Source organism: Sulfitobacter sp. GN1-4, assembly GCF_055693825.1.
This window is the reverse complement of sequence record NZ_JBVFUQ010000003.1, coordinates 3636897-3662587: the sequence shown is the minus strand read 5'-3', so window position 1 is coordinate 3662587 and position 25691 is coordinate 3636897. Positions and strand designations below refer to the sequence as shown.

Sequence of the window (25691 nt, the reverse complement as noted above, 5' to 3'; positions counted from 1 at the left end):
ACACTTCAAGCAAAAGGCGGGCCAATCGGTCCGCCTTTTTTGCATTGAGATCCGCTGCGCGCCATGGTTGCAAAAAATAAAACCAGAGGCAGAAACGATGCGGGCAGACACCCAATCCCTTCCGCATGCCGATCTATCAGGGCTGACCGTTGCCGCGGTCATGCGCGAAACGATTGGCATGACCATGGCATTCGTTACGTGGTATTTGCGCCAGGGCGCAGATCAGATCGTGATTTGTTTTGATGATCCGGCAGATCCGGCAATTGCAGCACTTGAGCCCTTCCCTCAGGTGTATTGTGTGCCCTGTTCGGCCGAGTTTTGGGGCGCGCTTGAGATTTCGCCCTACGCCCGTTTCACCCGGCGTCAAAATCGGTCGATGGATTTTGTCTATAAAAGCCTGTCGGATGGCTGGTTCATGACCGTGGATGGCGATGAGTTTGTGCATCTCGAAGGCCGCACCCTGCAGCAAGAATTGGAGCGCACGCCAAAGGACATCCGGTCCGTCACAGTGCTGCCAGCGGAGAACATCCAGTCCCCGGATACGCACTATGCCACCCAGTTTCGCCTGGCAATGAGCCGTGAGGCGGTGGATGCTGTTTATGAAGACAGGGCGGGGCTGATGGTCATGCGGCACGGTCTTAGCGGTCACCGCGTGGGCAAGACGGCTTCTCGGGTGGGTATCCCAGGCGTCTTTGTGCGGCAACATTTCTTGCAAGGCACGGATGGCAGCAGGCTGATGGACCGGATCATCGGGCCGGAAGAGGCCGCACATCTGTTGCATTTCTTTGATCAGGGCTATGCCGTTTGGCGGGCCAAGTTGCCGTGGCGTTTGTCGTCGCGCGGGTTTACCGAACGCAGCCGCGCGGTGTTGCAAGACGCGCTTGCCCTGGCTGATCCTGAACCCACGCTGCAAGAGATCTATGCCAAGCTGCATGTCTTTGACGCCAGCCGCAGGCAGGTTCTGGCCGCCCATGGGGCGCTTTTTGAGATAGATGCGCAGCGCACCCGCGCGCTGGCCCAGGCGGTGCCCGATCCGGGGGCCACATCAGGCATCACGCAATACGCCGCCTGACCCTGGCGCGGGTTTGGCGCAGGCCCGCAAAGAAGGGGTTGGAAAACAAACCCGAAGCGGGTAATTCCCTGCTCAAGTACCCAAGCGCGATTCGTCGCGCTTTCGTGCTTTTCGTCCGAGACGGTGGGTGTTGGGATTTGCCAACATAATTCCTGCCTGAGACGGGAAGACGCTTAATTTCTTCGGATGCGCCCATAGGCCTATCCGCAGCAATGCGCAGACCCCCGTAAGGACCCGAAATGTCGGGTGTCACACAAGGCCCCCGGCAAAACTGAGCCGGAGGGGAAACCCTCCCTTACTGGAGTGAAACTGTGGATAGAGCACAAAAAGAAGCACTGGTCGAAGAGCTTGGCCAGATCTTTGAAAGCTCTGGCGTCGTTGTGGTTGCCCACTACGTCGGTATGACAGTTGCTGAAATGCAGGACCTTCGCGCACGTGCACGTGACGCGGGCGGTGCTGTACGTGTTGCCAAGAACAGGCTCGCCAAAATTGCCCTGAAAGGCCGCCCTTGCGAAAGCATTAGCGACCTTCTGACGGGTATGACCGTTCTGACCTATTCTGAAGATCCTGTGGCCGCGGCCAAGGTGGCGCAGGAATACGCCAAGGAAAACCAAAAGCTGGTGATCCTGGGCGGTGCTATGGGTGAGAACGCTCTGGACGTCGCCGGTGTGGAAGCCGTGTCCAAGATGCCTTCGCGCGAGGAGCTTATTGCTACCATCGCAGGCATGCTGGGCGCACCTGCCTCCAACATCGCTGGCGCGGTCGGCGCACCTGCAAGCAACATCGCATCCATCCTGTCCACCATCGAGGACAAGGCTGCGTAAGCAATCGTCTTATCGGCGTGTTGAACATCAACGCGTTGGAACACAAACATTAACGGAAAGAGCTAAACATGGCTGATCTGAAGAAACTGGCAGAAGAGATCGTTGGTCTGACCCTGCTTGAAGCACAAGAACTGAAAACCATCCTGAAAGACGAATACGGCATCGAGCCTGCTGCTGGCGGCGCTGTGATGATGGCGGGCCCTGCTGATGGCGGCGGTGCCGCTGCGGAAGAAAAGTCCGAATTCGACGTCGTTCTGAAGAACGCAGGCGCCTCCAAGATCAACGTGATCAAGGAAGTACGCGGCATCACTGGTCTGGGCCTGAAAGAAGCCAAAGACCTGGTCGAAGCCGGTGGCAAGATCAAAGAAGGTGTCGACAAAGCGGAAGCCGAAGACATCAAAGGCAAGCTGGAAGCAGCTGGCGCCGAGGTCGAGCTGGCCTAAGCCTGCTCGGGCGGGGGTTTCCTCGCTCATTGGAAAAGAAGCGGCGGTTCCGAAAGGGGCCGCCGTTTTTTGCTTTTTGGTGGTGCGGGTGCGTTGCAAAGGACGCGCGGCAATAGTGTTTGGTGGGTCAGGCGTTGGGCTGGCATCTCTTGACATTGCGCGTCGCCATTCAATGGTGGCCAAGCAGATCGCACTTCCTCCAAGGTGTGTTTGCAACGGCCATCACACCAGACCGGTGGAACGCCTGGCGCGGCACTGTTGGCTGATGCCCCTGGTCCCCCGGGGCGGGGATCAATGTCTGATTGGCAATAACACCACAGGTATTTTTGAATTGGACAGGATCAGGGTGGCGCAGTGCTGGAAAGCTCTAGACTAGGGTTTTTCAGGGCACGCGCCAATACGCTGTGTTTGCGCCAATGCCGGCGTTGGCCAACGAAGCAATGAAACCGCCGCCTCAGTTCCCTAACTGTGATGTGACACAAGTCGCTCGTTAACCTACCGCGTTAGGGCGACACGGCGGTTGTTTGGTACAGGGCTGATATTCCTGCAATGCGCAGCTCTGGTAGAAGCGGCCCCAAAACCCGCCATCTTACCTAAGTCAAACAACCCCCTTGACGCAGCCCCCCTCGCACGGCACACTCTGTCCCCGCAAACCCCTCTTGCACTCCCTCCCCATACCGCCTAAATCACAAACTCCGCTGGGAGCGACGATTCGCGCCCGGCTTTTTGCGTCGTATGAACAGGCAGGAGCAGGCACCTCACATAACTCCCTCCAATCTTTCGCAAAAAGCCGCCCCAAAACGCGAACACCGGCGGTTTTTTAGGAAAGATTAAGATCGGGCGCGCACCTCTGGGCCGGTGTGCAGGTATAGATCTTCTTTTCGATCTTTGACGGTTCGCGCCGGTTCAGCCCCACCGCGTGCGATCATACAAAGATGGAGTGCGAAAACCGCATGGCAAATACGTTCCTTGGCCAAAAACGTCTACGTAAATATTATGGCAAAATCCGTGAAGTTCTGGATATGCCGAACCTCATTGAGGTGCAGAAATCCTCCTATGACCTCTTTCTGAACTCCGGCGATATGCCTGAGCCTACAGATGGCGAAGGTATCATGGGCGTGTTCCAGTCGGTCTTTCCGATCAAGGACTTCAATGAGACGTCCATCCTGGAATACGTGAAGTACGAGCTGGAAAAGCCCAAGTACGACGTGGAAGAATGTCAGCAGCGCGACATGACCTATTCCGCGCCGCTGAAGGTGACGCTGCGCCTGATCGTGTTTGATGTGGATGAGGACACCGGCGCCAAGTCCGTCAAGGACATCAAGGAACAAGACGTGTTCATGGGCGACATGCCTTTGATGACGCCAAACGGCACGTTCATCGTGAACGGCACGGAGCGTGTGATCGTCAGCCAGATGCACCGCTCTCCTGGCGTGTTCTTTGACCACGACAAGGGCAAGACGCATTCCTCGGGCAAGCTGCTCTTTGCCTGCCGGATCATTCCCTATCGCGGCTCTTGGTTGGATTTTGAGTTTGACGCCAAAGACATCGTTTTCGCCCGCATCGACCGTCGCCGCAAGTTGCCGGTGACCACGCTGCTTTATGCGCTGGGTCTTGATCAAGAAGCGATCATGGACGCCTATTACCAGACGGTGACCTACAAGCTGGAGAAGAAAAAGGGTTGGGTTGCCCCCTTCTTCCCTGAGCGTGTGCGCGGCACCCGTCCGACCTATGACATCGTGGATGCGAAATCCGGTGAGATCCTGTTTGAAGCCGGCAAGAAGGTCACGCCCCGTGCGGTCAAGAAACTGATCGATGAAGGCGAAGTGACCGAGTTGCTGCTGCCCTTTGATCACATCCAGGGCAAGTTCGCGGCCAAGGACATCATCAACGAAGAAACCGGCGCGATCTATGTCGAAGCCGGGGATGAGTTGACGCTGGAGTACGACAAAGACGGCGAATTGATTGGCGGCACCGCCAAAGAGCTGGTTGATGCAGGTTTCACCGAAATCCCGCTCTTGGACATCGATAACGTCAACGTCGGCCCCTACATGCGCAACACCATGGCGCAGGACAAGAACATGAACCGCGACACGGCGCTCATGGACATCTACCGCGTGATGCGTCCGGGCGAGCCGCCCACCGTTGAAGCGGCAAGCGCGCTCTTTGACACGCTGTTCTTTGATGCGGAGCGTTATGACCTGTCCGCCGTTGGCCGGGTAAAGATGAACATGCGTCTGGATCTGGACGCAGAAGACACCCAGCGCACGCTGCGCCGCGAAGATATCGTGGCCTGCATCAAGGCGTTGGTGGATCTGCGGGACGGTCGTGGCGACATTGACGACATCGACCACCTCGGCAACCGCCGCGTGCGTTCTGTCGGTGAGCTGATGGAAAACCAGTACCGCGTGGGTCTGCTGCGCATGGAGCGCGCGATCAAAGAGCGGATGTCCTCCGTTGAGATCGACACCGTGATGCCGCAGGATCTGATCAACGCGAAACCTGCGGCCGCAGCTGTACGCGAATTCTTCGGTTCCTCACAGCTCAGCCAGTTCATGGACCAGACCAACCCGCTGTCAGAGGTGACGCACAAGCGCCGCCTGTCTGCGCTTGGGCCAGGCGGTCTGACACGCGAACGTGCGGGTTTTGAGGTGCGCGACGTGCACCCGACGCACTATGGCCGGATGTGCCCGATTGAGACGCCGGAAGGACCGAACATTGGTTTGATCAACTCTCTGGCGACCTTTGCGCGGGTGAACAAATACGGCTTCATTGAAACGCCCTACCGCGTGGTGAAAGAAGGCCAGGTTACGGACGAAGTACACTACATGTCCGCAACTGAGGAAATGCGCCACACCGTGGCGCAGGCCAACGCGACGCTGGATGACGCGGGCAAGTTCAAGAACGAGATGGTCAACACCCGCCAGCAGGGGGATTATACCCTCGCACCGGTGGACAGCGTTGACCTCATTGACGTCAGCCCCAAGCAGTTGGTCTCTGTTGCTGCCTCGCTCATCCCGTTCCTTGAGAACGACGACGCGAACCGCGCCTTGATGGGTTCCAACATGCAACGTCAGGCCGTGCCGCTGTTGCAAGCCGAAGCACCGCTTGTCGGCACCGGCATCGAAGAGGTTGTGGCCCGCGATTCAGGCGCTGCGATCATGGCGCGCCGTGCGGGTGTGATCGACCAGGTCGATGCTTCGCGGATCGTGATCCGGGCCACCGAAGATCTGGAATTGGGCGATGCTGGCGTAGACATCTACCGCATGCGCAAATTCCAGCGCTCCAACCAGAACACCTGCATCAACCAGCGTCCGCTGGTGAAAGTGGGTGACACGGTTGGCAAAGGTCAGGTGATTGCGGATGGTCCGTCCACCGACATGGGTGAGCTGGCGCTGGGTAAAAACGTGGTTGTCGCGTTTATGCCTTGGAACGGCTATAACTATGAGGACTCCATCCTGATCTCAGAACGTGTCAGCCGCGACGACGTCTTTACCTCGATCCACATCGAGGAATTCGAAGTCGCCGCCCGTGACACCAAGCTGGGCCCAGAAGAGATCACTCGCGACATTCCGAACGTTGGTGAAGAAGCACTGCGCAACCTCGATGAGGCTGGCATCGTCTACATCGGTGCGGACGTTGAGCCAGGCGATATTCTGGTCGGCAAGATCACGCCAAAGGGCGAAAGCCCGATGACGCCTGAAGAAAAGCTGCTGCGCGCCATCTTTGGTGAAAAAGCCTCTGACGTGCGCGACACCTCTTTGCGGGTGAAGCCGGGTGACTTTGGCACGGTCGTGGAAGTGCGTGTCTTTAACCGCCACGGTGTGGAAAAAGACGAACGTGCGCTGCAGATTGAACGTGAAGAGGTTGAGCGTCTGGCCCGTGACCGGGACGATGAAATGGCGATCCTTGACCGGAACATCTTTGCACGTCTGCGCCAGATGATCATGGGCAAGGTGGCTGTGAAAGGCCCCAAAGGCGTCAAGTCCAACAGCGTGATCACCGATGAGCTTCTGGATGACCAACTGACCCGCGGTCAGTGGTGGCAGCTGGCGCTTGAGGATGAAGACGATGCGAAAATCGTCGAAGCCCTCAACGAACAGTATGAGATCCAGAAACGTGCTTTGGATGCGCGGTTCGACGACAAGGTGGAAAAAGTCCGCCGTGGCGACGATCTGCCCCAGGTGTGATGAAGATGGTCAAAGTCTTTGTCGCGGTGAAGCGCAAGCTGCAGCCAGGCGACAAGATGGCGGGCCGTCACGGCAACAAAGGTGTGATTTCCAAGGTTGTACCCATGGAAGACATGCCGTTCCTTGCCGATGGGACGCCGGTTGATTTCTGTCTGAACCCACTCGGCGTGCCGTCACGTATGAACGTCGGTCAGATCCTCGAGACGCACATGGGCTGGGCCGCACGCGGTCTGGGCGTGAACGTGGATGAGGCGCTGCAAGAGTACAAACGCTCTGGCGATCTGACACCGGTGCGCGAGGCGATGAACCTGGCCTACGGCGAAGACGTCTATGCCGAAGGCATCTCTGGCATGGATGAGGACACGCTGGTCGAAGCGGCAGGCAATGTCACACGCGGTGTGCCGATCGCAACGCCGGTCTTTGACGGTGCCAAAGAAGCAGACGTGAACGACGCGCTGGTGCGCGCGGGCTTTAACTCCTCCGGTCAGTCCGTCCTCTTTGATGGGCGCACGGGTGAGCAATTTGCCCGCCCTGTGACCGTGGGCGTTAAGTACCTGCTGAAACTGCACCACCTGGTGGATGACAAAATCCACGCGCGTTCCACCGGCCCATACTCCTTGGTCACACAGCAGCCGCTGGGTGGTAAGGCACAGTTCGGTGGCCAGCGCTTTGGTGAGATGGAGGTCTGGGCCCTGGAGGCTTATGGCGCTGCATACACCTTGCAGGAAATGCTCACCGTTAAGTCGGATGACGTGGCAGGCCGGACGAAGGTCTACGAAAGCATCGTCAAGGGCGAGGACAACTTTGAAGCGGGCATCCCAGAGAGCTTTAACGTTCTCGTGAAAGAAGTCCGCGGCCTCGGCCTGAATATGGAACTCCTGGATGCGGAGGTGGATGAATAAGGGCAGCCCCGGACCTTTTAAAGGTCCGGCCCGATCTTTTGCCAAAGATCGGGCCCTCTTCTCTCCGACGCACCCCTTTCAAGGATTTGAAAATGAACCAGGAACTGACAAACAACCCGTTCAACCCGCTCGCCCCTCAGAAGGTATTTGATGAGATCAAAGTCTCTCTTGCCTCGCCTGAGCGGATCTTGAGCTGGTCTTTTGGTGAGATCAAAAAGCCCGAGACGATCAACTACCGGACGTTCAAGCCTGAGCGTGACGGCCTGTTCTGCGCGCGTATCTTTGGCCCGATCAAAGATTACGAATGTCTCTGCGGCAAATATAAGCGGATGAAGTATCGCGGCGTTGTCTGCGAAAAATGCGGTGTGGAAGTCACGCTGCAAAAGGTCCGCCGTGAGCGGATGGGCCACATTGAGCTGGCCTCCCCTGTGGCGCACATCTGGTTTTTGAAATCACTGCCGTCCCGGATCGGCCTCATGCTCGACATGACGCTGCGCGATCTGGAGCGTGTGCTGTATTTCGAAAACTACGTGGTGATCGAACCCGGTCTGACGGATCTCACCTACGGTCAGATGATGACCGAAGAAGAGTATATGGACGCCCAGGATGCCTATGGCATGGACGCGTTCACCGCCAACATCGGTGCCGAAGCGATCCGCGAGATGCTTGCCGCGATTGATCTGGAGGCCGAGGCCGACCAGCTGCGCGAAGAGCTGAAAGAAGCCACAGGCGAGCTGAAGCCGAAGAAGATCATCAAACGCCTGAAGGTGGTTGAGAGCTTCCTTGAGAGCGGCAACCGCCCTGAGTGGATGGTGCTGACAGTCATTCCGGTCATTCCGCCAGAGCTGCGCCCACTGGTGCCGCTGGACGGGGGCCGCTTTGCGACGTCTGATCTGAACGACCTCTACCGCCGTGTGATCAACCGGAACAACCGTCTTAAGCGTCTGATTGAACTGCGCGCGCCAGACATCATCGTCCGCAACGAAAAGCGGATGTTGCAGGAATCCGTCGATGCGCTCTTTGATAACGGCCGCCGTGGCCGGGTGATCACGGGGGCCAACAAGCGTCCGCTGAAGTCGCTGTCTGACATGCTGAAAGGCAAGCAGGGCCGCTTCCGTCAGAACCTTTTGGGTAAGCGCGTCGACTTTTCTGGCCGCTCGGTGATTGTGACCGGGCCAGAACTGAAGTTGCACCAATGTGGTCTGCCCAAGAAGATGGCGTTGGAGCTTTTCAAGCCCTTCATCTACTCGCGGCTTGAGGCCAAGGGGCTCAGCTCCACCGTCAAGCAAGCCAAGAAGTTGGTGGAAAAGGAACGTCCCGAGGTGTGGGATATCCTTGATGAGGTGATCCGCGAACACCCTGTGATGCTGAACCGTGCGCCAACGCTGCACCGTTTGGGCATTCAGGCGTTTGAACCTGTGCTGATCGAAGGCAAAGCCATCCAGCTGCACCCGCTTGTGTGCTCGGCCTTTAACGCCGACTTCGACGGGGACCAGATGGCCGTGCACGTCCCGCTGAGCCTTGAGGCGCAGTTGGAAGCACGCGTGCTGATGATGTCCACCAACAACGTTCTGTCGCCCGCCAACGGTGCGCCGATCATCGTGCCGTCTCAGGATATGATCCTGGGCCTTTATTACACCACGCTGGAACGGCAGGGTATGAAGGGCGAAGGCAAGATCTTTGGCACCGTGGAAGAAGTGCAGCACGCGCTTGATGCCGGAGAAGTGCACCTGCACACTAAAATCACCGCGCGCATTCCTCAGATTGATGAGGAAGGCAACGAAGTGATGATGCGGTTTGAAACAACGCCAGGCCGTGTGCGTTTGGGCGCGCTTTTGCCGCTGAATGCCAAGGCACCTTTCGCTCTGGTGAACCGTTTGCTGCGTAAGAAAGAAGTGCAGCAGGTCATCGACACCGTATATCGCTACTGCGGTCAGAAAGAATCCGTCATCTTCTGTGACCAGATCATGACCATGGGCTTCCGCGAAGCGTTCAAGGCCGGGATTTCCTTCGGCAAGGACGACATGTTGATCCCAGACAGCAAGTGGGGCCTCGTTGATGAGACCCGCGAGCAGGTGAAGGATTTCGAACAGCAGTACATGGACGGTCTGATCACCCAGGGTGAGAAGTACAACAAGGTGGTCGACGCCTGGTCAAAGTGTAACGACAAGGTCACCGACGCCATGATGGGCTCTATCTCTGCGGAACGCACAGATGAGGCCGGTGCCGAGATGGAGCCAAACTCCGTCTACATGATGGCCCACTCCGGTGCGCGTGGCTCGGTCACGCAGATGAAGCAGCTGGGCGGGATGCGCGGCCTGATGGCCAAGCCGAACGGCGACATCATTGAGACACCGATCATCTCGAACTTTAAAGAAGGTCTGACCGTTTTGGAGTACTTCAACTCCACCCACGGTGCCCGTAAGGGTCTGTCAGATACCGCTTTGAAAACGGCGAACTCCGGTTATCTGACCCGCCGCCTGGTGGACGTGGCGCAGGACTGCATCGTGCGTATGCATGACTGTGGCACTGAGACTGCGATCACCGCTGAGGCTGCGGTCAATGATGGTGAGGTCGTGGCGTCCCTGGCTGAACGTGTCCTGGGCCGTGTTGCGGCTGACGACATCCTCAAGCCGGGCACCGATGAGGTGCTTGTCACCCAAGGCACCGTGATCGACGAACGGATGGCAGATGCCATCGATGAGGCAGGTGTCCTGTCCACACGGATCCGTTCGCCGCTGACCTGTGAGGCAGAAGAGGGCGTTTGCGCCATGTGCTACGGTCGTGACCTGGCGCGTGGTACGCTGGTGAACCAGGGCGAAGCTGTGGGTATCATCGCAGCACAGTCCATTGGTGAGCCTGGCACACAGCTGACGATGCGGACGTTCCACATCGGCGGCGTTGCGCAGGGTGGTCAGCAGTCGTTCCTTGAAGCGTCCCAGGAAGGCAAGATCGTCTTTGAAAACGCGCAAACGATTGAAAACGCCGTGGGCCAGATCATCGTGATGGGCCGTAACATGAAGATGCTGATCACGGGTGAGGATGGGGCAGAACGCGCCAGCCACAAGATCGGCTACGGCACCACGCTCTTTGTCAAAGAAGGCGATATGGTTGCCCGTGGTGACAAGCTCTTTGAGTGGGATCCATACACGCTGCCGATCATCGCAGAGAAGTCTGGGACAACCCGTTTTGTCGACCTGGTCAGCGGTATCGCCGTGCGCGAGGAAACCGATGACGCGACAGGCATGACCCAGAAGATCGTGACCGATTGGCGCGCTGCACCAAAAGGTAACGAGCTGAAGCCAGAGATCATTCTGGTGGGCGAAGACGGTGAGCCTGTGCGCAATGACGCTGGCAATCCTGTGACCTATCCGATGTCTGTGGACGCGATCCTGTCTGTTGATGACGGCCAGGACGTCAAAGCAGGTGACGTGGTTGCGCGTATTCCGCGTGAAGGTGCCAAAACCAAGGACATCACCGGTGGTCTGCCACGTGTGGCCGAACTCTTTGAGGCACGCCGCCCCAAAGATCACGCCATCATCGCGGAAATCGACGGCTATGTGCGCTTTGGCAAGGACTACAAAAACAAGCGTCGCATCGCGATTGAATCCTCCGAGGATCCGGATCACAAGGTCGAATACATGGTGCCCAAGGGCAAGCACATCCCGGTTGCGGAAGGTGACTTTGTCCAGAAGGGCGACTACATCATGGATGGTAACCCCGCGCCGCATGACATCCTGTCCATCATGGGTGTCGAAGCGCTGGCCGATTACATGATCGACGAAGTGCAGGACGTCTACCGCCTGCAGGGTGTGAAGATCAACGACAAGCACATCGAGGTGATCGTGCGCCAGATGCTGCAGAAGTGGGAGATCCGGGAATCTGGTGATACCACGCTGCTCAAAGGCGAACATGTCGACAAGCAAGAGTTCGATCTGGCCAATGAAAAAGCCGCCTCCAAGGGTGGGCGTTTGGCCAAGGGCGAGCCGATCTTGCTGGGCATCACCAAGGCGTCCTTGCAGACCCGCAGCTTTATCTCTGCTGCCTCCTTCCAGGAGACAACGCGCGTGCTGACTGAAGCATCTGTGCAGGGCAAGAAAGACAAGCTTGTCGGTCTGAAAGAGAACGTCATCGTGGGCCGTCTGATCCCAGCCGGGACCGGTGGCGCGACCATGAAGATGCGTCGCATCGCGCAAGAGCGTGACAACGTCGTGATCGAAGCGCGCCGCGAAGAAGCCGAAGCCGCCGCTGCTTTGGCGGCACCCCAGATGGGCGATGACAACGACATCGTCGGCGGTGAGATCTTTGGCCAGCCTCATTTCGATGAGGAAAGCCGGGATTAATCCACCCCGCATATAAAAAGCTTCAAGCCCCCGTTGCAGCACTGCGGCGGGGGTTTTTCTTTGCCCGGTCGTGATCTTGCACGGGGCCGTCATGCAGCCCCGATGCCTACCCCCGCGCCACGCGCAGGCGCGGCGAGGAGGGGGCCAGATAGGTCCATGAGACTTGCGGGTTCACCCTGATCCGAATTTCCCGTAGTTTGCGCGAAAATCCCAAGGTCAGCGCAGTGACACTCAAATCCCAGATCAAAGGCTTGATGCGGTTTTCGTATCTATCTGAGAACGGCTTTGCCAAATCCGTCAGTGATTTGGACGCCCGGCGTGCGCAGCTTTATGATCCGGCCCGGCTTGAACGGCGGTTTCGGTTGTTTGAACAACTGGCCCTGCCCACCGTGGCCCGTCAGGAGGATCAGAATTTCACCTGCGCGGTCCTAATCGGCGAATGTTTCCCCGATGCCTGGCGCAGCCGATTGGAGGTGTTGCTGGCCGATGTGCCAACGATGCATTTGGTTGCCCTGCCGCCGATGGTTCACATCCAGGCGGTCAAGCAAGCCTATAACGCGCTGCCTGATGACCCGGATGCCACCCATATGGCCACCTTCCGGCAAGACGATGATGACGGCATGCATGGCGAGACCACAGCGCGCATCCGCGCGGTGGCAGATGCCATGCTGCCCGCCCGCGTGAACGACAAGCCGTTTATCATCGCCTTTAACCGTGGTCTCTACCTCGACAACACATCAGAGCCTTCAATCACCGAATGGTATGAGCGGGCGCCCTTGGGCATTGGTCTTGCGATGGTCACGCCCAAAGGCGATCACGCTACGGTCTTCCGCCGCAATCACCGCAATCTGGTGGAGTACTATGATTGCTATACTGAGGTCGGCAAACCCATGTGGATCCGCACCGTGCATCAGGACAACGATTCAGCCGCCATGCCGCAGGGGCGACGCGGTGCGTTGCGGGCAAGGGGTGTCCGGCGTGTGCTTGAGGAAGGCTTTGGCCTGACGCTTGATCAGTTAGCAGGGCTCTGAGTGTCCCGCAATCTGGCCGGCGCGCTTTTGATGATGGCCTCAATGGCCTGCTTTACGCTGAACGATGCGATGCTCAAGCTCACCCTTGGGGGCATTCCTCTGTTCCAGCTATTGTTCGTGCGCAGCACAATCACCACCGGGCTGATCCTGGCCACACGGGGCAGGTTGGGGGCCATTCATTTCAGGATTAGCCGCCGGGATTGGGGGCTGATCATCCTGCGGGCTCTGTCTGAACTGGTGATCGCATATTTCTTTCTGACGGCCCTGTTCAACATGCCCATCGCCAATGTCACAGCCATTATGCAGGCGGTGCCGCTGGCGGTGACACTAGCCTCTGCCCTGATCCTGCGCGAGGCGGTGGGCTGGCGGCGGATGCTGGCCGTGGGCGTTGGGTTTCTGGGTGTCCTGTTGATTGTCCGCCCTGGAGCGGATGGTTTTAACCTGTGGTCATTATATGTGCTGATTGCAGTTGTGGGGGTCACCTTCCGCGATTTGGTGACGCGCCGTCTGTCGGCTGAGGTGCCGTCGATGACGGTCACCTTGGTGACGGCCGCAACGGTCACCATCGCCTCTGGGCTGGCATCGCTCAGCGCGCCTTGGGTGGCCATCTCCGGCGTAAATGCCCTTTATATCGTGGCATCGGCGGTATTCATTCTGGGTGGGTATTTCTTTTCCGTTCAGGTGATGCGCACGGGCGATGTGTCGTTCACGGCACCTTTCCGGTATTCCGGGCTGGTCTGGGCCCTGATCCTGGGCTGGTTCGTTTTCGGGGAATGGCCCACGCTGATCACGATGCTCGGTGCTACAATCGTTGTGGGCACCGGTATCTTCACCTTCTACCGGGAACGCCAGCTGTCGGCGCGCAGCTAAGGCGCACGCCTGACGCGCTCAAAGCGCTGCAAACCGGGCGGTCACCGCATCGGCGTCGATGGCAAAGACGGACTTAAGGTGCGCTTTCATCGCGGCATCCACCGGCGTCAGCTTTGGGGGCTTGATGCCGGGCTTCTGGCGGCTGTCGTTGTGATCGTTGTGCCCCCGGATCAACATATCCTGACCGGTGAAGGTGACAGTGGGCATTTTGCGCCCCACCTTCATGTGGGCGAAGTTCATCACTGACACCTCTAAATCCGCCCGGATCATCAGCGCCAACGCAGCGGTGGTGTAGGGCGTGTTGGTGGGTGCCACTTCGAGCCCTCGCGCAGTGGGGCGCGCGATCAGACCTTGGTTAAAGTCGATGGCGATGTGGCGGTGCTTGGCGGCCAGGGCCTCAACATCCTGCGCGGCCTGGCGCAGCTTTTCGACGTATGTGCAGGCCACCGCATCATCGTCGTCCATGCGAAACTGCAGGCAAGGCGCGCCATCGAACTGGCGCACGCTGTTGATGGCGCGTTGCATGACCTTGCGGTGCGGGCCGGGTGGGCAGCTGCGGATCACCGCGTTGGGCATATCCGCCACCGCCGCTTCCAACCGGGCGCGATACGGGGTGGGCAGGCTGTCACCGGTGACAATCAGAAAGGTAAAATCAGGGTCCGTCTGCGCCTTGAGCGGCGGCAGGGTCATCGTTTCAAAGGTCGCAAAGCGCGCCTCCATCCGGTCGGGCGCATAAAGGTAGCCCATCCGCGCCTGCAGGCTGTCATGTTCCACCTGGAACCCACCTTCGCCCAGGTAGGAAAAGCGGCAGATGCCGATGGTTTGCATAGGCGCAGGCCCCTTGTTTTATCAGCCGAAACATCGCAGGCCGATGGGGGCGTGGCAACCCGGGGAGGCGCTGTTGACAGGTGCCGTCCCTTCCCCTATACGCCCGCTATCTCGACGGCGGGGTCTCCCTGCCAAACGGAATCATAACTTAAGTGGTCAAGATCCGGCCTCCTACTGGCCCGGTCCTCTGAAGCCCCACCGCCTTGTTCACCTCGGTACGGGAACATTGCGGTGCTTTTGCTTTGTTTATGGCGAAGCGCAGAATTTTAAACCGCATGGGGTGAGCCTCGTGCACCTGATGTGAGACAGAACGGGAAGAACCGGAATGCCAACGATTCAACAGCTGATCCGCAAACCGCGGCAGCCAAAACGCAAGACCTCCAAATCCCTGCACCTGGAGCAGTGCCCACAGAAACGTGGCGTTTGCACCCGTGTGTACACCACCACACCTAAGAAACCGAACTCCGCGATGCGGAAAGTGGCCAAGGTTCGCCTGACCAACGGTTTCGAAGTGATTTCCTACATCCCCGGTGAAAGCCACAACCTGCAGGAACACTCTGTTGTTCTGATCCGTGGTGGCCGTGTGAAAGACCTTCCCGGTGTGCGCTATCACATCCTGCGTGGTGTTCTGGATACTCAGGGCGTCAAAGATCGTAAGCAGCGCCGCTCCAAGTACGGTGCCAAGCGTCCGAAGTAATTGATGTCGTGGTGCGCAGTGAATGCGCACCCTACAGCCACCACGTAGGGTGCGCATTTATTGCGCACCATCCGCAAGAAGGAAGACAAACCCATGTCACGCCGCCACGCCGCTGAAAAACGCGAAGTTTTGCCAGACGCCAAGTACGGTGATCTGGTGCTGACAAAATTCATGAACAACCTGATGATCGACGGCAAAAAATCTGTCGCCGAGCGCATCGTTTACAACGCGCTGACCCGCGTTGAGAACAAGATCAAGCGCGCCCCCGTGGAAGTGTTCCACGAAGCGCTGGATAACATCAAACCCTCCGTCGAAGTGCGCTCCCGCCGTGTGGGTGGTGCGACCTATCAGGTGCCCGTTGAAGTGCGCCCTGAGCGTCGCGAAGCACTGGCCATCCGCTGGCTGATCAAAGCGTCCCGTTCGCGCAATGAGAACACCATGGAAGAGCGCCTTGCAGGTGAGCTTCTGGACGCTGTTCAATCTCGCGGTACTGCCGTGAAAAAGCGCGAAGACACGCACAAAATGGCCGACGCCAACAAAGCGTTCAGCCACTACCGCTGGTAAAACCTCCCCCATTAGGGCCGTGATCCGCACGGCCCTTGATCATTTGAAAAGCATACTTCTAAGGAAGCATCAAAATGGCACGCGATTATCCGCTAGACCGCTATCGTAACTTTGGCATCATGGCTCACATTGATGCCGGCAAGACCACATGTTCCGAGCGTATCCTGTACTACACAGGCAAATCCCACAACATCGGTGAGGTGCACGATGGTGCCGCCACCATGGACTGGATGGAGCAGGAACAGGAACGCGGCATCACCATCACATCCGCTGCGACAACCACGTTCTGGGAACGCACTGAGGACGGGTCCACTGCGGACACGCCCAAGCACCGTATGAACATCATCGACACGCCCGGCCACGTGGACTTCACCATTGAGGTTGAGCGTTCCTTGGCCGTTCTCGACGGCGCGGTTGCCGTTCTGGACGCCAACGCCGGTGTTGAGCCACAGACAGAAACGGTTTGGCGTCAGGCCGACCGCTATAAAGTGCCACGCATCGTGTTCGTGAACAAAATGGACAAGATCGGCGCGGACTTCTTCAACTGCGTGCACATGATCCAGGACCGCACAGGCGCCACGCCTTGCCCCATTCAGATCCCAATTGGGGCCGAGAATGAGCTGGAAGGCATGATCGATCTGGTGACCATGGAAGAATGGGTCTGGGCCGGTGAAGACCTCGGCGCATCCTGGGAAAAACGCCCCATCCGTGACAGCCTGAAGGATCAGGCCGAAGAATGGCGCGGCAAGATGGTCGAAGTTGCCGTTGAAATGGACGACGACGCGATGATGGAATACCTCGAAGGCAATGAGCCTGACGTTCCAACACTGCGCAAGCTGATCCGTAAGGGCACGCTTGAGATCAAATTTATCCCCGTTCTGTGCGGCTCTGCGTTCAAGAACAAAGGTGTGCAGCCTCTGCTGAACGCTGTGATCGACTATCTGCCCAGCCCGCTGGACGTTGTTGATTACATGGGCTTCAAACCAGGCGACGAAACAGAAACACGTGACATCCCGCGCCGCGCGGACGATGACATGGCTGTGTCTGGCCTGGCGTTCAAAATCATGAACGACCCCTTTGTTGGCTCCCTGACCTTCACACGTCTCTACTCCGGCGTGTTGAACAAGGGCGACACGCTGCTGAACTCCACTAAAGGTAAGAAAGAGCGCGTCGGTCGTATGATGATGATGCACTCCAACGACCGTGAGGAAATCACAGAAGCATTCGCAGGCGACATCATCGCGCTGGCAGGTCTGAAAGACACCACAACCGGTGACACGCTTTGCGCCGTTAACGATCCTGTGGTTCTGGAAACGATGACTTTCCCTGATCCGGTGATCGAGATCGCGGTTGAGCCAAAGACCAAAGCCGACCAGGAAAAAATGTCCGCCGGTCTGCAGCGTCTGGCCGCAGAAGACCCCTCCTTCCGTGTGGAAACTGACCTGGAATCCGGTCAGACCATCATGAAAGGCATGGGCGAACTGCACCTCGACATCCTCGTCGACCGCTTGAAGCGTGAATTCAAGGTTGAGGCCAACATCGGTGCGCCGCAGGTGGCCTATCGTGAGACGATCTCTCGTGAAGCTGAAATCACCTACACCCACAAGAAACAGTCCGGTGGTTCCGGTCAGTTTGCTGAGGTGAAGATGATCCTGATGCCAACCGAGCCGGGCGAAGGCTACTCTTTCGAGAGCCGCATCGTCGGCGGTGCCGTGCCTAAGGAATACATCCCCGGCGTGGAAAAAGGCATCAACTCTGTCATGGATTCCGGTCCGCTGGCGGGCTTCCCCGTGATCGACTTCAAGGTCGCGCTGATCGACGGTAAGTTCCACGACGTGGACTCATCCGTTCTGGCGTTTGAAATCGCGGCACGTATGGGTATGCGCGAAGGCATGAAAAAAGCCGGCGCGAAACTGCTTGAGCCCATCATGAAGGTCGAGGTGGTGACGCCTGAGGAATACACCGGTGGCATCATCGGTGATCTGACGTCCCGTCGCGGTCAGGTACAGGGGCAGGACACCCGCGGTAACGCGATTGCCATCGACGCTTTTGTGCCGCTGGCCAACATGTTCGGCTACATCAACACCTTGCGGTCCATGTCTTCGGGTCGTGCGAACTTCACCATGCAGTTCGACCACTACGAAGGCGTGCCACAGAACATCTCAGACGAGATCCAGGCCAAATTTGCATAAACCGCGGTGCGCAGTGAATGCGCACCCTACACCAACCCGTAGGGTGCGCTTTTAAGCGCACCGTTAACAAAAAGGAGCCATCCCAATGGCAAAGGAAAAGTTTGAACGCACGAAACCGCACGTTAACATCGGCACGATTGGTCACGTTGACCACGGCAAGACGACGCTGACGGCGGCGATCACGAAGTACTTTGGTGACTTCAAAGCCTACGACCAGATCGACGGCGCGCCCGAAGAGAAAGCCCGCGGCATCACCATCTCCACCGCGCACGTGGAATATGAGACCGAGGCACGTCACTACGCGCACGTCGACTGCCCCGGCCACGCGGACTACGTCAAGAACATGATCACCGGTGCGGCGCAGATGGACGGCGCGATCCTGGTGGTGAACGCGGCTGACGGCCCGATGCCACAGACCCGTGAGCACATTCTGCTGGGCCGCCAGGTTGGCATCCCAAAGATGGTCGTGTTCATGAACAAAGTGGACCAGGTTGACGACGAAGAGCTGCTGGAGCTGGTGGAAATGGAAATCCGCGAGCTGCTGTCTTCCTACGACTACCCAGGCGATGACATTCCAATCGTTGCAGGCTCTGCGCTGGCAGCGATGGAAGGCAACAACCCTGAGATCGGCGAAGAGAAGATCAAAGAGCTGATGGCGGCTGTGGACGACTACATCCCAACGCCTGAGCGTGCGGTAGATCAGCCGTTCCTGATGCCAGTGGAAGACGTGTTCTCCATCTCTGGCCGCGGTACAGTTGTGACCGGTCGTGTTGAGCGCGGCGTGATCAACGTAGGCGACGAGATCGAGATCGTGGGCATCCGCGACACGGCCAAGACGACCTGCACAGGCGTTGAAATGTTCCGCAAGCTGCTGGACCGCGGTGAAGCGGGCGACAACATCGGCGCGCTGCTGCGTGGTGTTGACCGTGACGGCGTTGAGCGTGGCCAGGTGCTGTGTAAGCCAGGTTCCGTGACACCACACACCAAGTTCGAGGCCGAGGCCTATATCCTGACCAAGGAAGAGGGTGGCCGTCACACGCCGTTCTTTGCGAACTACCGTCCGCAGTTCTACTTCCGTACGACGGATGTGACCGGCACCGTTCAGCTGCCCGAGGGCACCGAGATGGTGATGCCAGGCGACAACCTGAAGTTCGACGTTGAGCTGATCGCACCGATCGCGATGGAGCAGGGCCTGCGCTTTGCGATCCGCGAAGGCGGCCGCACGGTTGGCGCGGGCGTTGTGTCCAAAATTACTGAGTAATTTGCGAATGCGCTGAGCGTTCAGCACAGACGAAAAGCAAAGGTCGCCCCTCGGGGCGGCCTTTGGCGTTTGGTGGGGGCCGAACCCTTTAAAGGGTTCGGTGCGATCTCTTCAAAGAGATCGGCCCTTCATCAGACCAGACCGAACAGGCCCGCCATTTCCAGCTGTCCCACAAGCGTGCCGAAATCAATATCGGCCAGGTCATCTGTTGAAACGGCTGTGACAGTTTCAAAGCCCGTGGCCATAACGCCATTTGCGACCAAATAGGCGTCCACATCTTCGATGGGTGTTTCAGAGACGACCAGCAGCATATCGTCACCCGCGCCGCCAAAGAAGAGATCCGCACTGTCTCCGACAACGCCACCGATCTGATCGGCGGAGAAATACACAACGATGTCATCCCCGCTGCCGCCAGCGACCACATCATTGCCCAGCCCATCGACCAGCAGGTCGTTGCCAGCACCGCCGTTGACGAAATCATTGCCCGCGTTGCCCGCAACCACATCATCCCCTGCACCGGCAAACAGCATGTCATTGCCGGCACCGCCGCCCAGGACATCACCATCTGCGCCGCCCAGCAGGACGTCGTTGCCTGTGCCGCCAAAGACGATGTCTTCGCCAGTCCCCGCAAAGACGACATCGTTGTCGGCCCCTGCAAAGATCAGGTCATTGCCCGCATCCCCGCGAATAATGTCACGCCCCGCGAGCGCAAAGATCGTATCATGATCTGCGCTCCCTTCGGTGATCCCGCCCATGGCGTCGCCTTTGATCTGGTTGGTGCCCAGTGTGCGCGCTTGGAAGGCGCCAAAGACCTCATGCAGTTCGGATGTGAAATGCACAGGGTCAATAAAGCCCACCTGATCAATTGGCACATCCGTGATCAGCAGGGTGTTTTCCGCATCGCTGTTGGGCAGGGCATTCTCAAGCGTGAGGAAGCCGTAGCTTTCTGCGTCTGCCTGCACCTCTTGGGCGAGGGCGTAGAAATCAACCATTTCGACATTCACGCCATTGGCGGCAAGGCCTGCGCCAATGGCCTCAAGCCCGGCGTTCACCTGGGCTGAGACGAGATCGAACAGGGTTGCCGTTTCTGGGCCAAAGGCTGCGATCAGCGCGTTGGAGCTTGGGAAAAAGCTGCCGCCCGGCAGGGCGTTCAAAACCAACGTGCCGATACCTGATGCCGCGAGAATTTCCGCCTGCGACTGGATGTCGGTCAAAATCACGCCGATGCCCTGGGCGATGGCCAGCTGATCAATCGTGCCCCCAGCGGTTGCCGCACCCGCAAGCGCGCTCAGATCGTTGAGGCCAATGAAAATTGAGGCCGCTGAGCTGCCCAGAAACGCGGCTTTCTCCGCGTCGGTCCCTGGCAATCCGGCAAGGCCCAGCTGAAAGGTGCCAACCTGTTGTGCCAAGGTGCTGTTGGCCGTCCCGCCAAAGGCGCTGAGGTCGGTCGCAGTGCCGCCGCCCACGGCCAGGTTGGAGCCCATCAGATCATCGTAGACCGTGCTGGTATCACCCGGGATGCCCAGCAAATCCGCCGCGATATCGGCATAGACCGTGCCGTTGGTGAAGTTGTTGTTATAGAAAATCCCGCGCCCGGCGAAATCCACTGGATTGCCGTCCAGGTCCGTCCCCGTCAGCTCTGCTGGTGGAAAGGTGCCGCCGGTCAGGGCGGACACCGCGCCATTGTCGCTCAGGCTGTCGCCAAAGACAAAGAGTGCGCTGTAATTCGGCTGTGCGTTGGTTGTTTCTTCTTCCATTCTTTCCTCCCAATTAAATGTATGGCTCCCAGCCAAGGGGGCTGGTGCCACTGTTGTTGGCTTGCGCCATTCTTGGAAAGAAATGTCCGGCCTGTGGCCTGCCGATGCAAGCCGGAATGCGCAGGTTTACCAAACCTGCCCCCACGTCATCTGCGGTGATGTGCCCGCCCTCAGCTCCACCATCGGCCCGCTCAGGCCCAGACGGTTGGGATCAGGCAGCGTTGCGGGCGGCTTGCAGCTCTTGATGCGCCTCATCGGTACCGGGTGATGAAAAACGGCTCGCCCCTTCGGCCCAGGCCGCCTTCAGTGCGGGCAGGTCCATCCCGAATTTGCGCCTTAAAAACCGCTTTAGGTTGGGCGGGTTAAAGGCGAAGGATTTTGTGCGCCGGGCAAAGGTGCCGATCTGGCTGTCGTTGTCGTGGTGCGCCCCGCGGATGAACATTGCCGTCTGCCGATGGGTCAGTACGGGCATGGAATGCCATACGCGCAGGTGCGGGAATTCAAAGACGGATTTGGCGGTGCTTGCCTCTTGGAACACCACCAATCCGGGGGCCCATTGTCGGGCAGCCACAGGGCGAAAGTCTATGTTGCCTTGCGTCGTGGCCATGATCAGCCCGCGAGTATAATCAAGGCCCGCAATGCCTTCGGTTTCATAGATGGGGCGCAGTTGGTCAAAAATCTCACGCGATTTGGCTACGAATTCAGCGCCCACCGCGTCATCGTCATCAATCCTGTATTGGGCAAAGACATCACAGGTTTTGTCGCGGTAGGTCGGGATCATGTCTGACAACATTGCCCGCATGTCCTGGCCTTCGGGCATAAATACCGGCATGGCCTGGGGCACGGTTTTCAAAAGGCCCAACAGCCGTTTGCGCCAGGGGTCAGGCAGTTGGTCGCCCATCACGAAAAGCTGTCTGAAATTCGGATCGGTTTGTGCGCGCAAACATGGCAGCACCACATGTTCGAGCAAAAAGAGCCGGTGTTCCAACCGGTGGGGCGCATAAAGCTGCTCTCGAAGCTGGTCGAGATCTTTGCCAGATTTGCGAAAGTCAGCGGAGTTGCTGGGATAGGACCATCGGGTCACGCCCAGCACTTGAGTGCGAAGTGAAGCCATTCTGCCTGCTCTTTTGTTCTTCTGAACTGTCAACTTGTTGCCGACTTACCTTCACGCTAACGGATTGCGGGGGTAAGAAAAGGCCCAATTTGCAGCGTCAAAAAAGTGTTTCGTAAATGCAACCCAAGCGGGACCAATCATCTGGGCCAATTTGGGTCAGCGGCGATCCTTCTTTTAAGGGGGCAAACCCTTAAAATAGGCTTGCCAGCCGCATCCCAACCTCCTATACGCCCCAAGACTCACCGGGGTGCGCTGCGCGCGCCCCGTGTGCGTTGACAGCAGGCGCGAAGAAGGTGTGCGATGAGCGTATATCTTCCAATCCGCTGAAACCCCGATGTAAGGGGATGACACATGGCACAAAGCCAGAATATCCGCATTCGCCTGAAGGCGTTTGATTACCGGGTGCTCGATACTTCCACACAGGAAATCGTAAACACGGCAAAGCGCACAGGCGCTTCCGTTCGCGGCCCGATCCCGCTGCCCAACAAGATCGAAAAGTTCACCGTTCTGCGTGGCCCACACGTTGACAAAAAATCCCGCGACCAGTTCGAGATCCGGACGCACAAGCGTCTCTTGGACATCGTGGATCCAACGCCCCAGACCGTGGACGCGCTGATGAAGCTCGACCTCGCCGCTGGTGTGGACGTTGAAATCAAGCTGCAGTCGTAAGGGGGGCACCAGATTATGTTGCGCTCAGGCGTTATTGCAAAAAAAGTCGGTATGACCCGGCTGTTCATGGAAGACGGCAAGCAGATCCCTGTGACCGTTCTTCAACTCGACAAGCTGCAGGTTGTGGCACAGCGCACCGCTGAAAAAGACGGCTACACAGCTGTTCAGCTGGGTGCAGGCACGGCCAAAGCAAAGCGGACGTCCAAAGCCATGCGTGGCCACTTTGCCGCGGCAAAGGTGGAGCCAAAGCGCAAGCTGGCGGAATTCCGTGTGGATGCGGACGCGATGCTGCCCGTTGGTGAAGAGATCATCGCTGATCACTACTTCGCTGGTCAGTATGTGGATGTGGCAGGCACCTCCATCGGTAAAGGTTTTGCCGGTGCGATGAAGCGTCACAACTTCGGCGGTCTGCGGGCGTCACACGGTGTGTCCATCTCTCACCGTTCGCACGGTTCCACCGGTCAGTGTCAGGATCCTGGTAAGGTTTTCAAAGGCAAGAAAATGGCCGGTCACATGGGTGCAGCCCGCGTGACAACGCAGAACCTCGAAGTGGTCAAGACAGACACCGATCGTGGCCTGATCATGATCAAAGGTGCGGTGCCTGGTTCCAAAGGCGGTTGGGTCACAGTCAAAGACGCTGTGAAAAAGCCATTCCCTGAGAACGCAGTTCTGCCAGCAGCGCTGAAATCTGCAGCGGATGAAGCGGCGAAGGCCGCCGAAGAAGCAGCAGCGGCAGCAGCAGCTGAGGCGGAAGCCGAAGCCAAGCGTCTGGCCGAAGAGCAAGCCGCAGCAGAGGCCGCAGCCGAGGCGGAGGCCGAAGCCTCCATCGCGGCAGATGCAGCTGAAGAAAAGAAAGAAGGTGACGCATGAAACTCGATGTCATCAAACTCGACGGCGGCAAGGCCGGATCGGTAGAGCTGGACGAGGCGCTGTTTGGCCTTGAGCCACGCGCCGACATCCTGCACCGCGTGGTCCGCTGGCAGCGCAACAACGCGCAGGCCGGTACCCACAAGGTCAAGACACGGTCCGAGACGTCTTACTCCACCAAGAAGATCTACCGCCAAAAGGGCACCGGTGGCGCACGCCACGGCGACCGCAACGCGCCGATCTTCCGCAAGGGTGGTATCTACAAGGGCCCAACCCCGCGCAGCCACGGTCACGAGCTGACCAAGAAGTTCCGCAAGCTGGGTCTGAAGCACGCGCTGTCTGCCAAGGCAAAAGCGGGTGAGCTGGTCATAATCGACGAGGCCGCCGCCGAAGGCAAAACCGCCGCATTGGCCAAGCAGGTCTCCTCCCTCGGGTGGAAGCGTGCGCTGGTCATCGATGGTGCGTCTGTGAACGAGAATTTCGCGCAGGCCGCGCGGAACATTGAAGGTTTGGACATCCTGCCCAGCATGGGTGCCAACGTATATGACATCCTCAAGCGTGACACTCTGGTGCTCACCAAAGCAGGTGTCGAAGCATTGGAGGCCCGTCTGAAATGAGCGCCAAAGCACAACACTACGACGTGATCCGCAAGCCGATCATCACCGAGAAAGCGACAATGGCGTCCGAACAGAACGCCGTGGTTTTCGAAGTGGATATCGACAGCAACAAGCCACAGATCAAAGAAGCCGTTGAGGCGCTCTTTGGTGTGAAGGTGAAGGCGGTGAACACCACCATCACCAAAGGCAAGGTCAAGCGTTTCCGCGGCCAGATTGGGCGTCGCAAGGACGTCAAGAAGGCCTACGTGACGCTGGAAGAAGGCAACACAATCGACGTGTCCACCGGCCTCTAAGCCGCGCTGGACCCAAGGTTAGAAAGGCCCCCCGCGTGGGGGCCTTTTTGCGTTTGGTGAAGACCTGGTTAATTGTCACACGCTGTACACCGCGCGTGCACCGGACGTGCAGACATGGTGCCGTAGGGTGCGCATGAATGCGCACCGATGTGGTATAGATTGGGATCGACCGGTGCGCATGAATGCCCACCCTACCTTGCCAAGGCGGTGCGAAAAGATAGGCTGCGCCGTGACCTAAACGGAGCCTTGCCATGTCCCTAGCCGCCATTGTCGATCTTGATGCCCACCCGATCACGGACCCTGATTTCGCCACCACCTGCCGGGCGACTTTGGACCGGGACGGCGCATTGGTGCTGCCGGATTTCCTGACACCGCAGGCCCTGGCCGACATCCACGCAGAGGCACAGGCCGGACGGGACCAGGCCTATTTCTGTGCGCAGAACCACTCGGTCTATCTCACGCCCCCTGATCCCGCTTATGCCGAGGATCACCCCGCCAACCGGCAGGTGGTGTCCTCCAAGGGCTGTATCTGTGACGACATGGTCGGGGAAACGTCTGCGCTGCGCCAGCTTTACGATGCGCCCGCGTTTCGGGATTTCGTGCGGGGCGTGACCGGCCAAGACGGCCTGCACCCCTATGCCGACCCGCTGTCGTCGATCAACATCCACTACGCCGAGCGGGGCCAAGAGCTGGGCTGGCATTTCGACAACTCCTCATTCGCGATCACGCTGCTGATCCAAAAGCCGCCTGCGGGCGCGCGGTTCGAATACCTCAAGGACCTGCGGGATGCAGACGCGGGAGAGATGAATTTCGACGGCGTCGGCGCGCTTTTGGATGGGACGGTTGAGCCTGAGGTGCTGACGATGGAGCCGGGGACGCTGGTGCTGTTCCGGGGGCGGAACTCGGTGCACCGGGTCAGCCCGAATGAGAGCGACGTGACGCGGATGCTGGCGGTGCTGGCGTATAATGCAGAGCCGGGGGTGGCGTTGTCGGAAAGTGCGCGGCAGACGTTTTATGGGCGGTTGGGGTAGGGCGCCCGAGACGAATAGGTGATCCGGGTAGCGGTGGCTTGGGCCGAGGCGTTGATGGAGAGGGTGTTGCGTGGGAGTGGCGCTGTTTCATTGGGTGAGAAGGGAGGGGGTATCGTGGAAAAGGCG

18 protein-coding genes and 1 pseudogene are annotated in these 25691 nt (G+C 58.5%); 16 read left to right on the top strand and 3 right to left on the bottom strand.

Annotated features, from left to right (window positions below; all coding sequences use genetic code 11):
- The first annotated feature begins 97 nt into the window (after nucleotides 1–97).
- From ACZ1HM_RS18730 to ACZ1HM_RS18700, 7 genes and pseudogenes are all read left to right on the top strand, one after another.
- A complete protein-coding gene (locus tag ACZ1HM_RS18730; protein ID WP_472744126.1) occupies nucleotides 98–1072 on the top strand; it encodes a glycosyltransferase family 2 protein in 975 nt (324 codons plus the stop codon).
- 311 nt (nucleotides 1073–1383) lie between these two features.
- Nucleotides 1384–1896 (top strand): 50S ribosomal protein L10, encoded by a 513-nt coding sequence (gene rplJ, locus ACZ1HM_RS18725; RefSeq protein ID WP_472744125.1) that lies wholly within the window; start codon nucleotides 1384–1386, stop codon nucleotides 1894–1896.
- A gap of 68 nt (nucleotides 1897–1964) precedes the next feature.
- The gene (gene rplL, locus ACZ1HM_RS18720) at nucleotides 1965–2339 is read left to right on the top strand and encodes a 50S ribosomal protein L7/L12 (RefSeq protein WP_472744124.1); all 375 of its coding nucleotides are present in this window, start codon (nucleotides 1965–1967) and stop codon (nucleotides 2337–2339) included.
- 953 nt (nucleotides 2340–3292) lie between these two features.
- Nucleotides 3293–7431, top strand: a pseudogene (gene rpoB / locus ACZ1HM_RS18715) (DNA-directed RNA polymerase subunit beta).
- 92 nt (nucleotides 7432–7523) lie between these two features.
- The gene (rpoC, locus tag ACZ1HM_RS18710; protein WP_472744123.1) at nucleotides 7524–11774 is read left to right on the top strand and encodes a DNA-directed RNA polymerase subunit beta'; all 4251 of its coding nucleotides are present in this window, start codon (nucleotides 7524–7526) and stop codon (nucleotides 11772–11774) included.
- Nucleotides 11775–11998: 224 nt separating this feature from the next.
- Nucleotides 11999–12805, top strand: coding sequence for a glycosyltransferase (locus ACZ1HM_RS18705; protein WP_472744122.1), 807 nt, complete (start codon nucleotides 11999–12001; stop codon nucleotides 12803–12805).
- The gene (locus ACZ1HM_RS18700) at nucleotides 12806–13675 is read left to right on the top strand and encodes a DMT family transporter (RefSeq protein WP_472744121.1); all 870 of its coding nucleotides are present in this window, start codon (nucleotides 12806–12808) and stop codon (nucleotides 13673–13675) included. It begins immediately after the preceding gene.
- An 18-nt stretch (nucleotides 13676–13693) separates the two neighbouring features.
- Here the strand turns inward: ACZ1HM_RS18700 and ACZ1HM_RS18695 are convergent, their stop codons facing one another.
- Entirely contained in the window at nucleotides 13694–14503 is an 810-nt protein-coding gene (locus tag ACZ1HM_RS18695) for a putative rhamnosyl transferase (protein WP_472744120.1), read from the bottom strand.
- Nucleotides 14504–14828: 325 nt separating this feature from the next.
- Between ACZ1HM_RS18695 and rpsL the strand changes: the two genes are divergently transcribed.
- The 4 genes from rpsL (at nucleotide 14829) to tuf (ending at nucleotide 19217) form a co-directional block, all read left to right on the top strand.
- On the top strand, nucleotides 14829–15200 hold the full coding sequence (gene rpsL / locus ACZ1HM_RS18690) for a 30S ribosomal protein S12 (protein WP_367879952.1): 372 nt from the start codon (nucleotides 14829–14831) through the stop codon (nucleotides 15198–15200).
- A gap of 93 nt (nucleotides 15201–15293) precedes the next feature.
- Nucleotides 15294–15764 (top strand): 30S ribosomal protein S7, encoded by a 471-nt coding sequence (gene rpsG, locus ACZ1HM_RS18685; protein WP_472744119.1) that lies wholly within the window; start codon nucleotides 15294–15296, stop codon nucleotides 15762–15764.
- A 74-nt stretch (nucleotides 15765–15838) separates the two neighbouring features.
- Complete coding sequence (gene fusA / locus ACZ1HM_RS18680; RefSeq protein ID WP_472744118.1) at nucleotides 15839–17956, top strand: elongation factor G; 2118 nt, start codon at nucleotides 15839–15841, stop codon at nucleotides 17954–17956.
- Between the two features lie 85 nt (nucleotides 17957–18041).
- Nucleotides 18042–19217, top strand: coding sequence for an elongation factor Tu (tuf, locus tag ACZ1HM_RS18675; protein WP_472744117.1), 1176 nt, complete (start codon nucleotides 18042–18044; stop codon nucleotides 19215–19217).
- Between the two features lie 131 nt (nucleotides 19218–19348).
- Here tuf and ACZ1HM_RS18670 read toward each other — a convergent pair whose 3' ends face one another.
- Nucleotides 19349–20974: an SGNH/GDSL hydrolase family protein gene (locus tag ACZ1HM_RS18670; protein WP_472744116.1), complete on the bottom strand. Its 1626-nt coding sequence runs from the start codon at nucleotides 20972–20974 to the stop codon at nucleotides 19349–19351.
- 211 nt (nucleotides 20975–21185) lie between these two features.
- Nucleotides 21186–22088 carry a glycosyltransferase gene (locus tag ACZ1HM_RS18665; RefSeq protein WP_472744115.1) on the bottom strand — a complete coding sequence of 301 codons (903 nt, stop codon included), beginning with the start codon at nucleotides 22086–22088 and terminating at the stop codon, nucleotides 21186–21188.
- A 351-nt stretch (nucleotides 22089–22439) separates the two neighbouring features.
- Between ACZ1HM_RS18665 and rpsJ the strand changes: the two genes are divergently transcribed.
- The 5 genes from rpsJ (at nucleotide 22440) to ACZ1HM_RS18640 (ending at nucleotide 25565) form a co-directional block, all read left to right on the top strand.
- A complete protein-coding gene (gene rpsJ / locus ACZ1HM_RS18660; protein ID WP_011567658.1) occupies nucleotides 22440–22757 on the top strand; it encodes a 30S ribosomal protein S10 in 318 nt (105 codons plus the stop codon).
- 15 nt (nucleotides 22758–22772) lie between these two features.
- Nucleotides 22773–23627 (top strand): 50S ribosomal protein L3, encoded by an 855-nt coding sequence (gene rplC, locus ACZ1HM_RS18655; RefSeq protein WP_472744114.1) that lies wholly within the window; start codon nucleotides 22773–22775, stop codon nucleotides 23625–23627.
- A complete protein-coding gene (rplD, locus tag ACZ1HM_RS18650) occupies nucleotides 23624–24241 on the top strand; it encodes a 50S ribosomal protein L4 (protein WP_472744113.1) in 618 nt (205 codons plus the stop codon). Before rplC ends, rplD begins: the two co-directional genes overlap by 4 nt.
- On the top strand, nucleotides 24238–24534 hold the full coding sequence (locus ACZ1HM_RS18645; RefSeq protein WP_472744112.1) for a 50S ribosomal protein L23: 297 nt from the start codon (nucleotides 24238–24240) through the stop codon (nucleotides 24532–24534). Before rplD ends, ACZ1HM_RS18645 begins: the two co-directional genes overlap by 4 nt.
- Before the next feature lie 251 nt (nucleotides 24535–24785).
- Nucleotides 24786–25565 (top strand): HalD/BesD family halogenase, encoded by a 780-nt coding sequence (locus tag ACZ1HM_RS18640; RefSeq protein ID WP_472744111.1) that lies wholly within the window; start codon nucleotides 24786–24788, stop codon nucleotides 25563–25565.
- Nucleotides 25566–25691: the final 126 nt, after the last annotated feature.

What these genes read in the sequence shown, in the direction of transcription:
- ACZ1HM_RS18695 (WP_472744120.1), bottom strand. Translation starts at nt 14,503, where the DNA reads ATGCAAACCATCGGCATCTGCCGCTTTTCCTACCTGGGCGAAGGTGGG.
- ACZ1HM_RS18645 (WP_472744112.1), top strand. Translation starts at nt 24,238, where the DNA reads ATGAGCGCCAAAGCACAACACTACGACGTGATCCGCAAGCCGATCATC.
- rpsG (WP_472744119.1), top strand. Translation starts at nt 15,294, where the DNA reads ATGTCACGCCGCCACGCCGCTGAAAAACGCGAAGTTTTGCCAGACGCC.
- ACZ1HM_RS18730 (WP_472744126.1), top strand. Translation starts at nt 98, where the DNA reads ATGCGGGCAGACACCCAATCCCTTCCGCATGCCGATCTATCAGGGCTG.
- rpsJ (WP_011567658.1), top strand. Translation starts at nt 22,440, where the DNA reads ATGGCACAAAGCCAGAATATCCGCATTCGCCTGAAGGCGTTTGATTAC.
- rplL (WP_472744124.1), top strand. Translation starts at nt 1,965, where the DNA reads ATGGCTGATCTGAAGAAACTGGCAGAAGAGATCGTTGGTCTGACCCTG.
- ACZ1HM_RS18670 (WP_472744116.1), bottom strand. Translation starts at nt 20,974, where the DNA reads ATGGAAGAAGAAACAACCAACGCACAGCCGAATTACAGCGCACTCTTT.
- rplD (WP_472744113.1), top strand. Translation starts at nt 23,624, where the DNA reads ATGAAACTCGATGTCATCAAACTCGACGGCGGCAAGGCCGGATCGGTA.
- ACZ1HM_RS18665 (WP_472744115.1), bottom strand. Translation starts at nt 22,088, where the DNA reads ATGGCTTCACTTCGCACTCAAGTGCTGGGCGTGACCCGATGGTCCTAT.
- ACZ1HM_RS18640 (WP_472744111.1), top strand. Translation starts at nt 24,786, where the DNA reads ATGTCCCTAGCCGCCATTGTCGATCTTGATGCCCACCCGATCACGGAC.
- rpoC (WP_472744123.1), top strand. Translation starts at nt 7,524, where the DNA reads ATGAACCAGGAACTGACAAACAACCCGTTCAACCCGCTCGCCCCTCAG.
- tuf (WP_472744117.1), top strand. Translation starts at nt 18,042, where the DNA reads ATGGCAAAGGAAAAGTTTGAACGCACGAAACCGCACGTTAACATCGGC.
- rplC (WP_472744114.1), top strand. Translation starts at nt 22,773, where the DNA reads ATGTTGCGCTCAGGCGTTATTGCAAAAAAAGTCGGTATGACCCGGCTG.
- rpsL (WP_367879952.1), top strand. Translation starts at nt 14,829, where the DNA reads ATGCCAACGATTCAACAGCTGATCCGCAAACCGCGGCAGCCAAAACGC.
- fusA (WP_472744118.1), top strand. Translation starts at nt 15,839, where the DNA reads ATGGCACGCGATTATCCGCTAGACCGCTATCGTAACTTTGGCATCATG.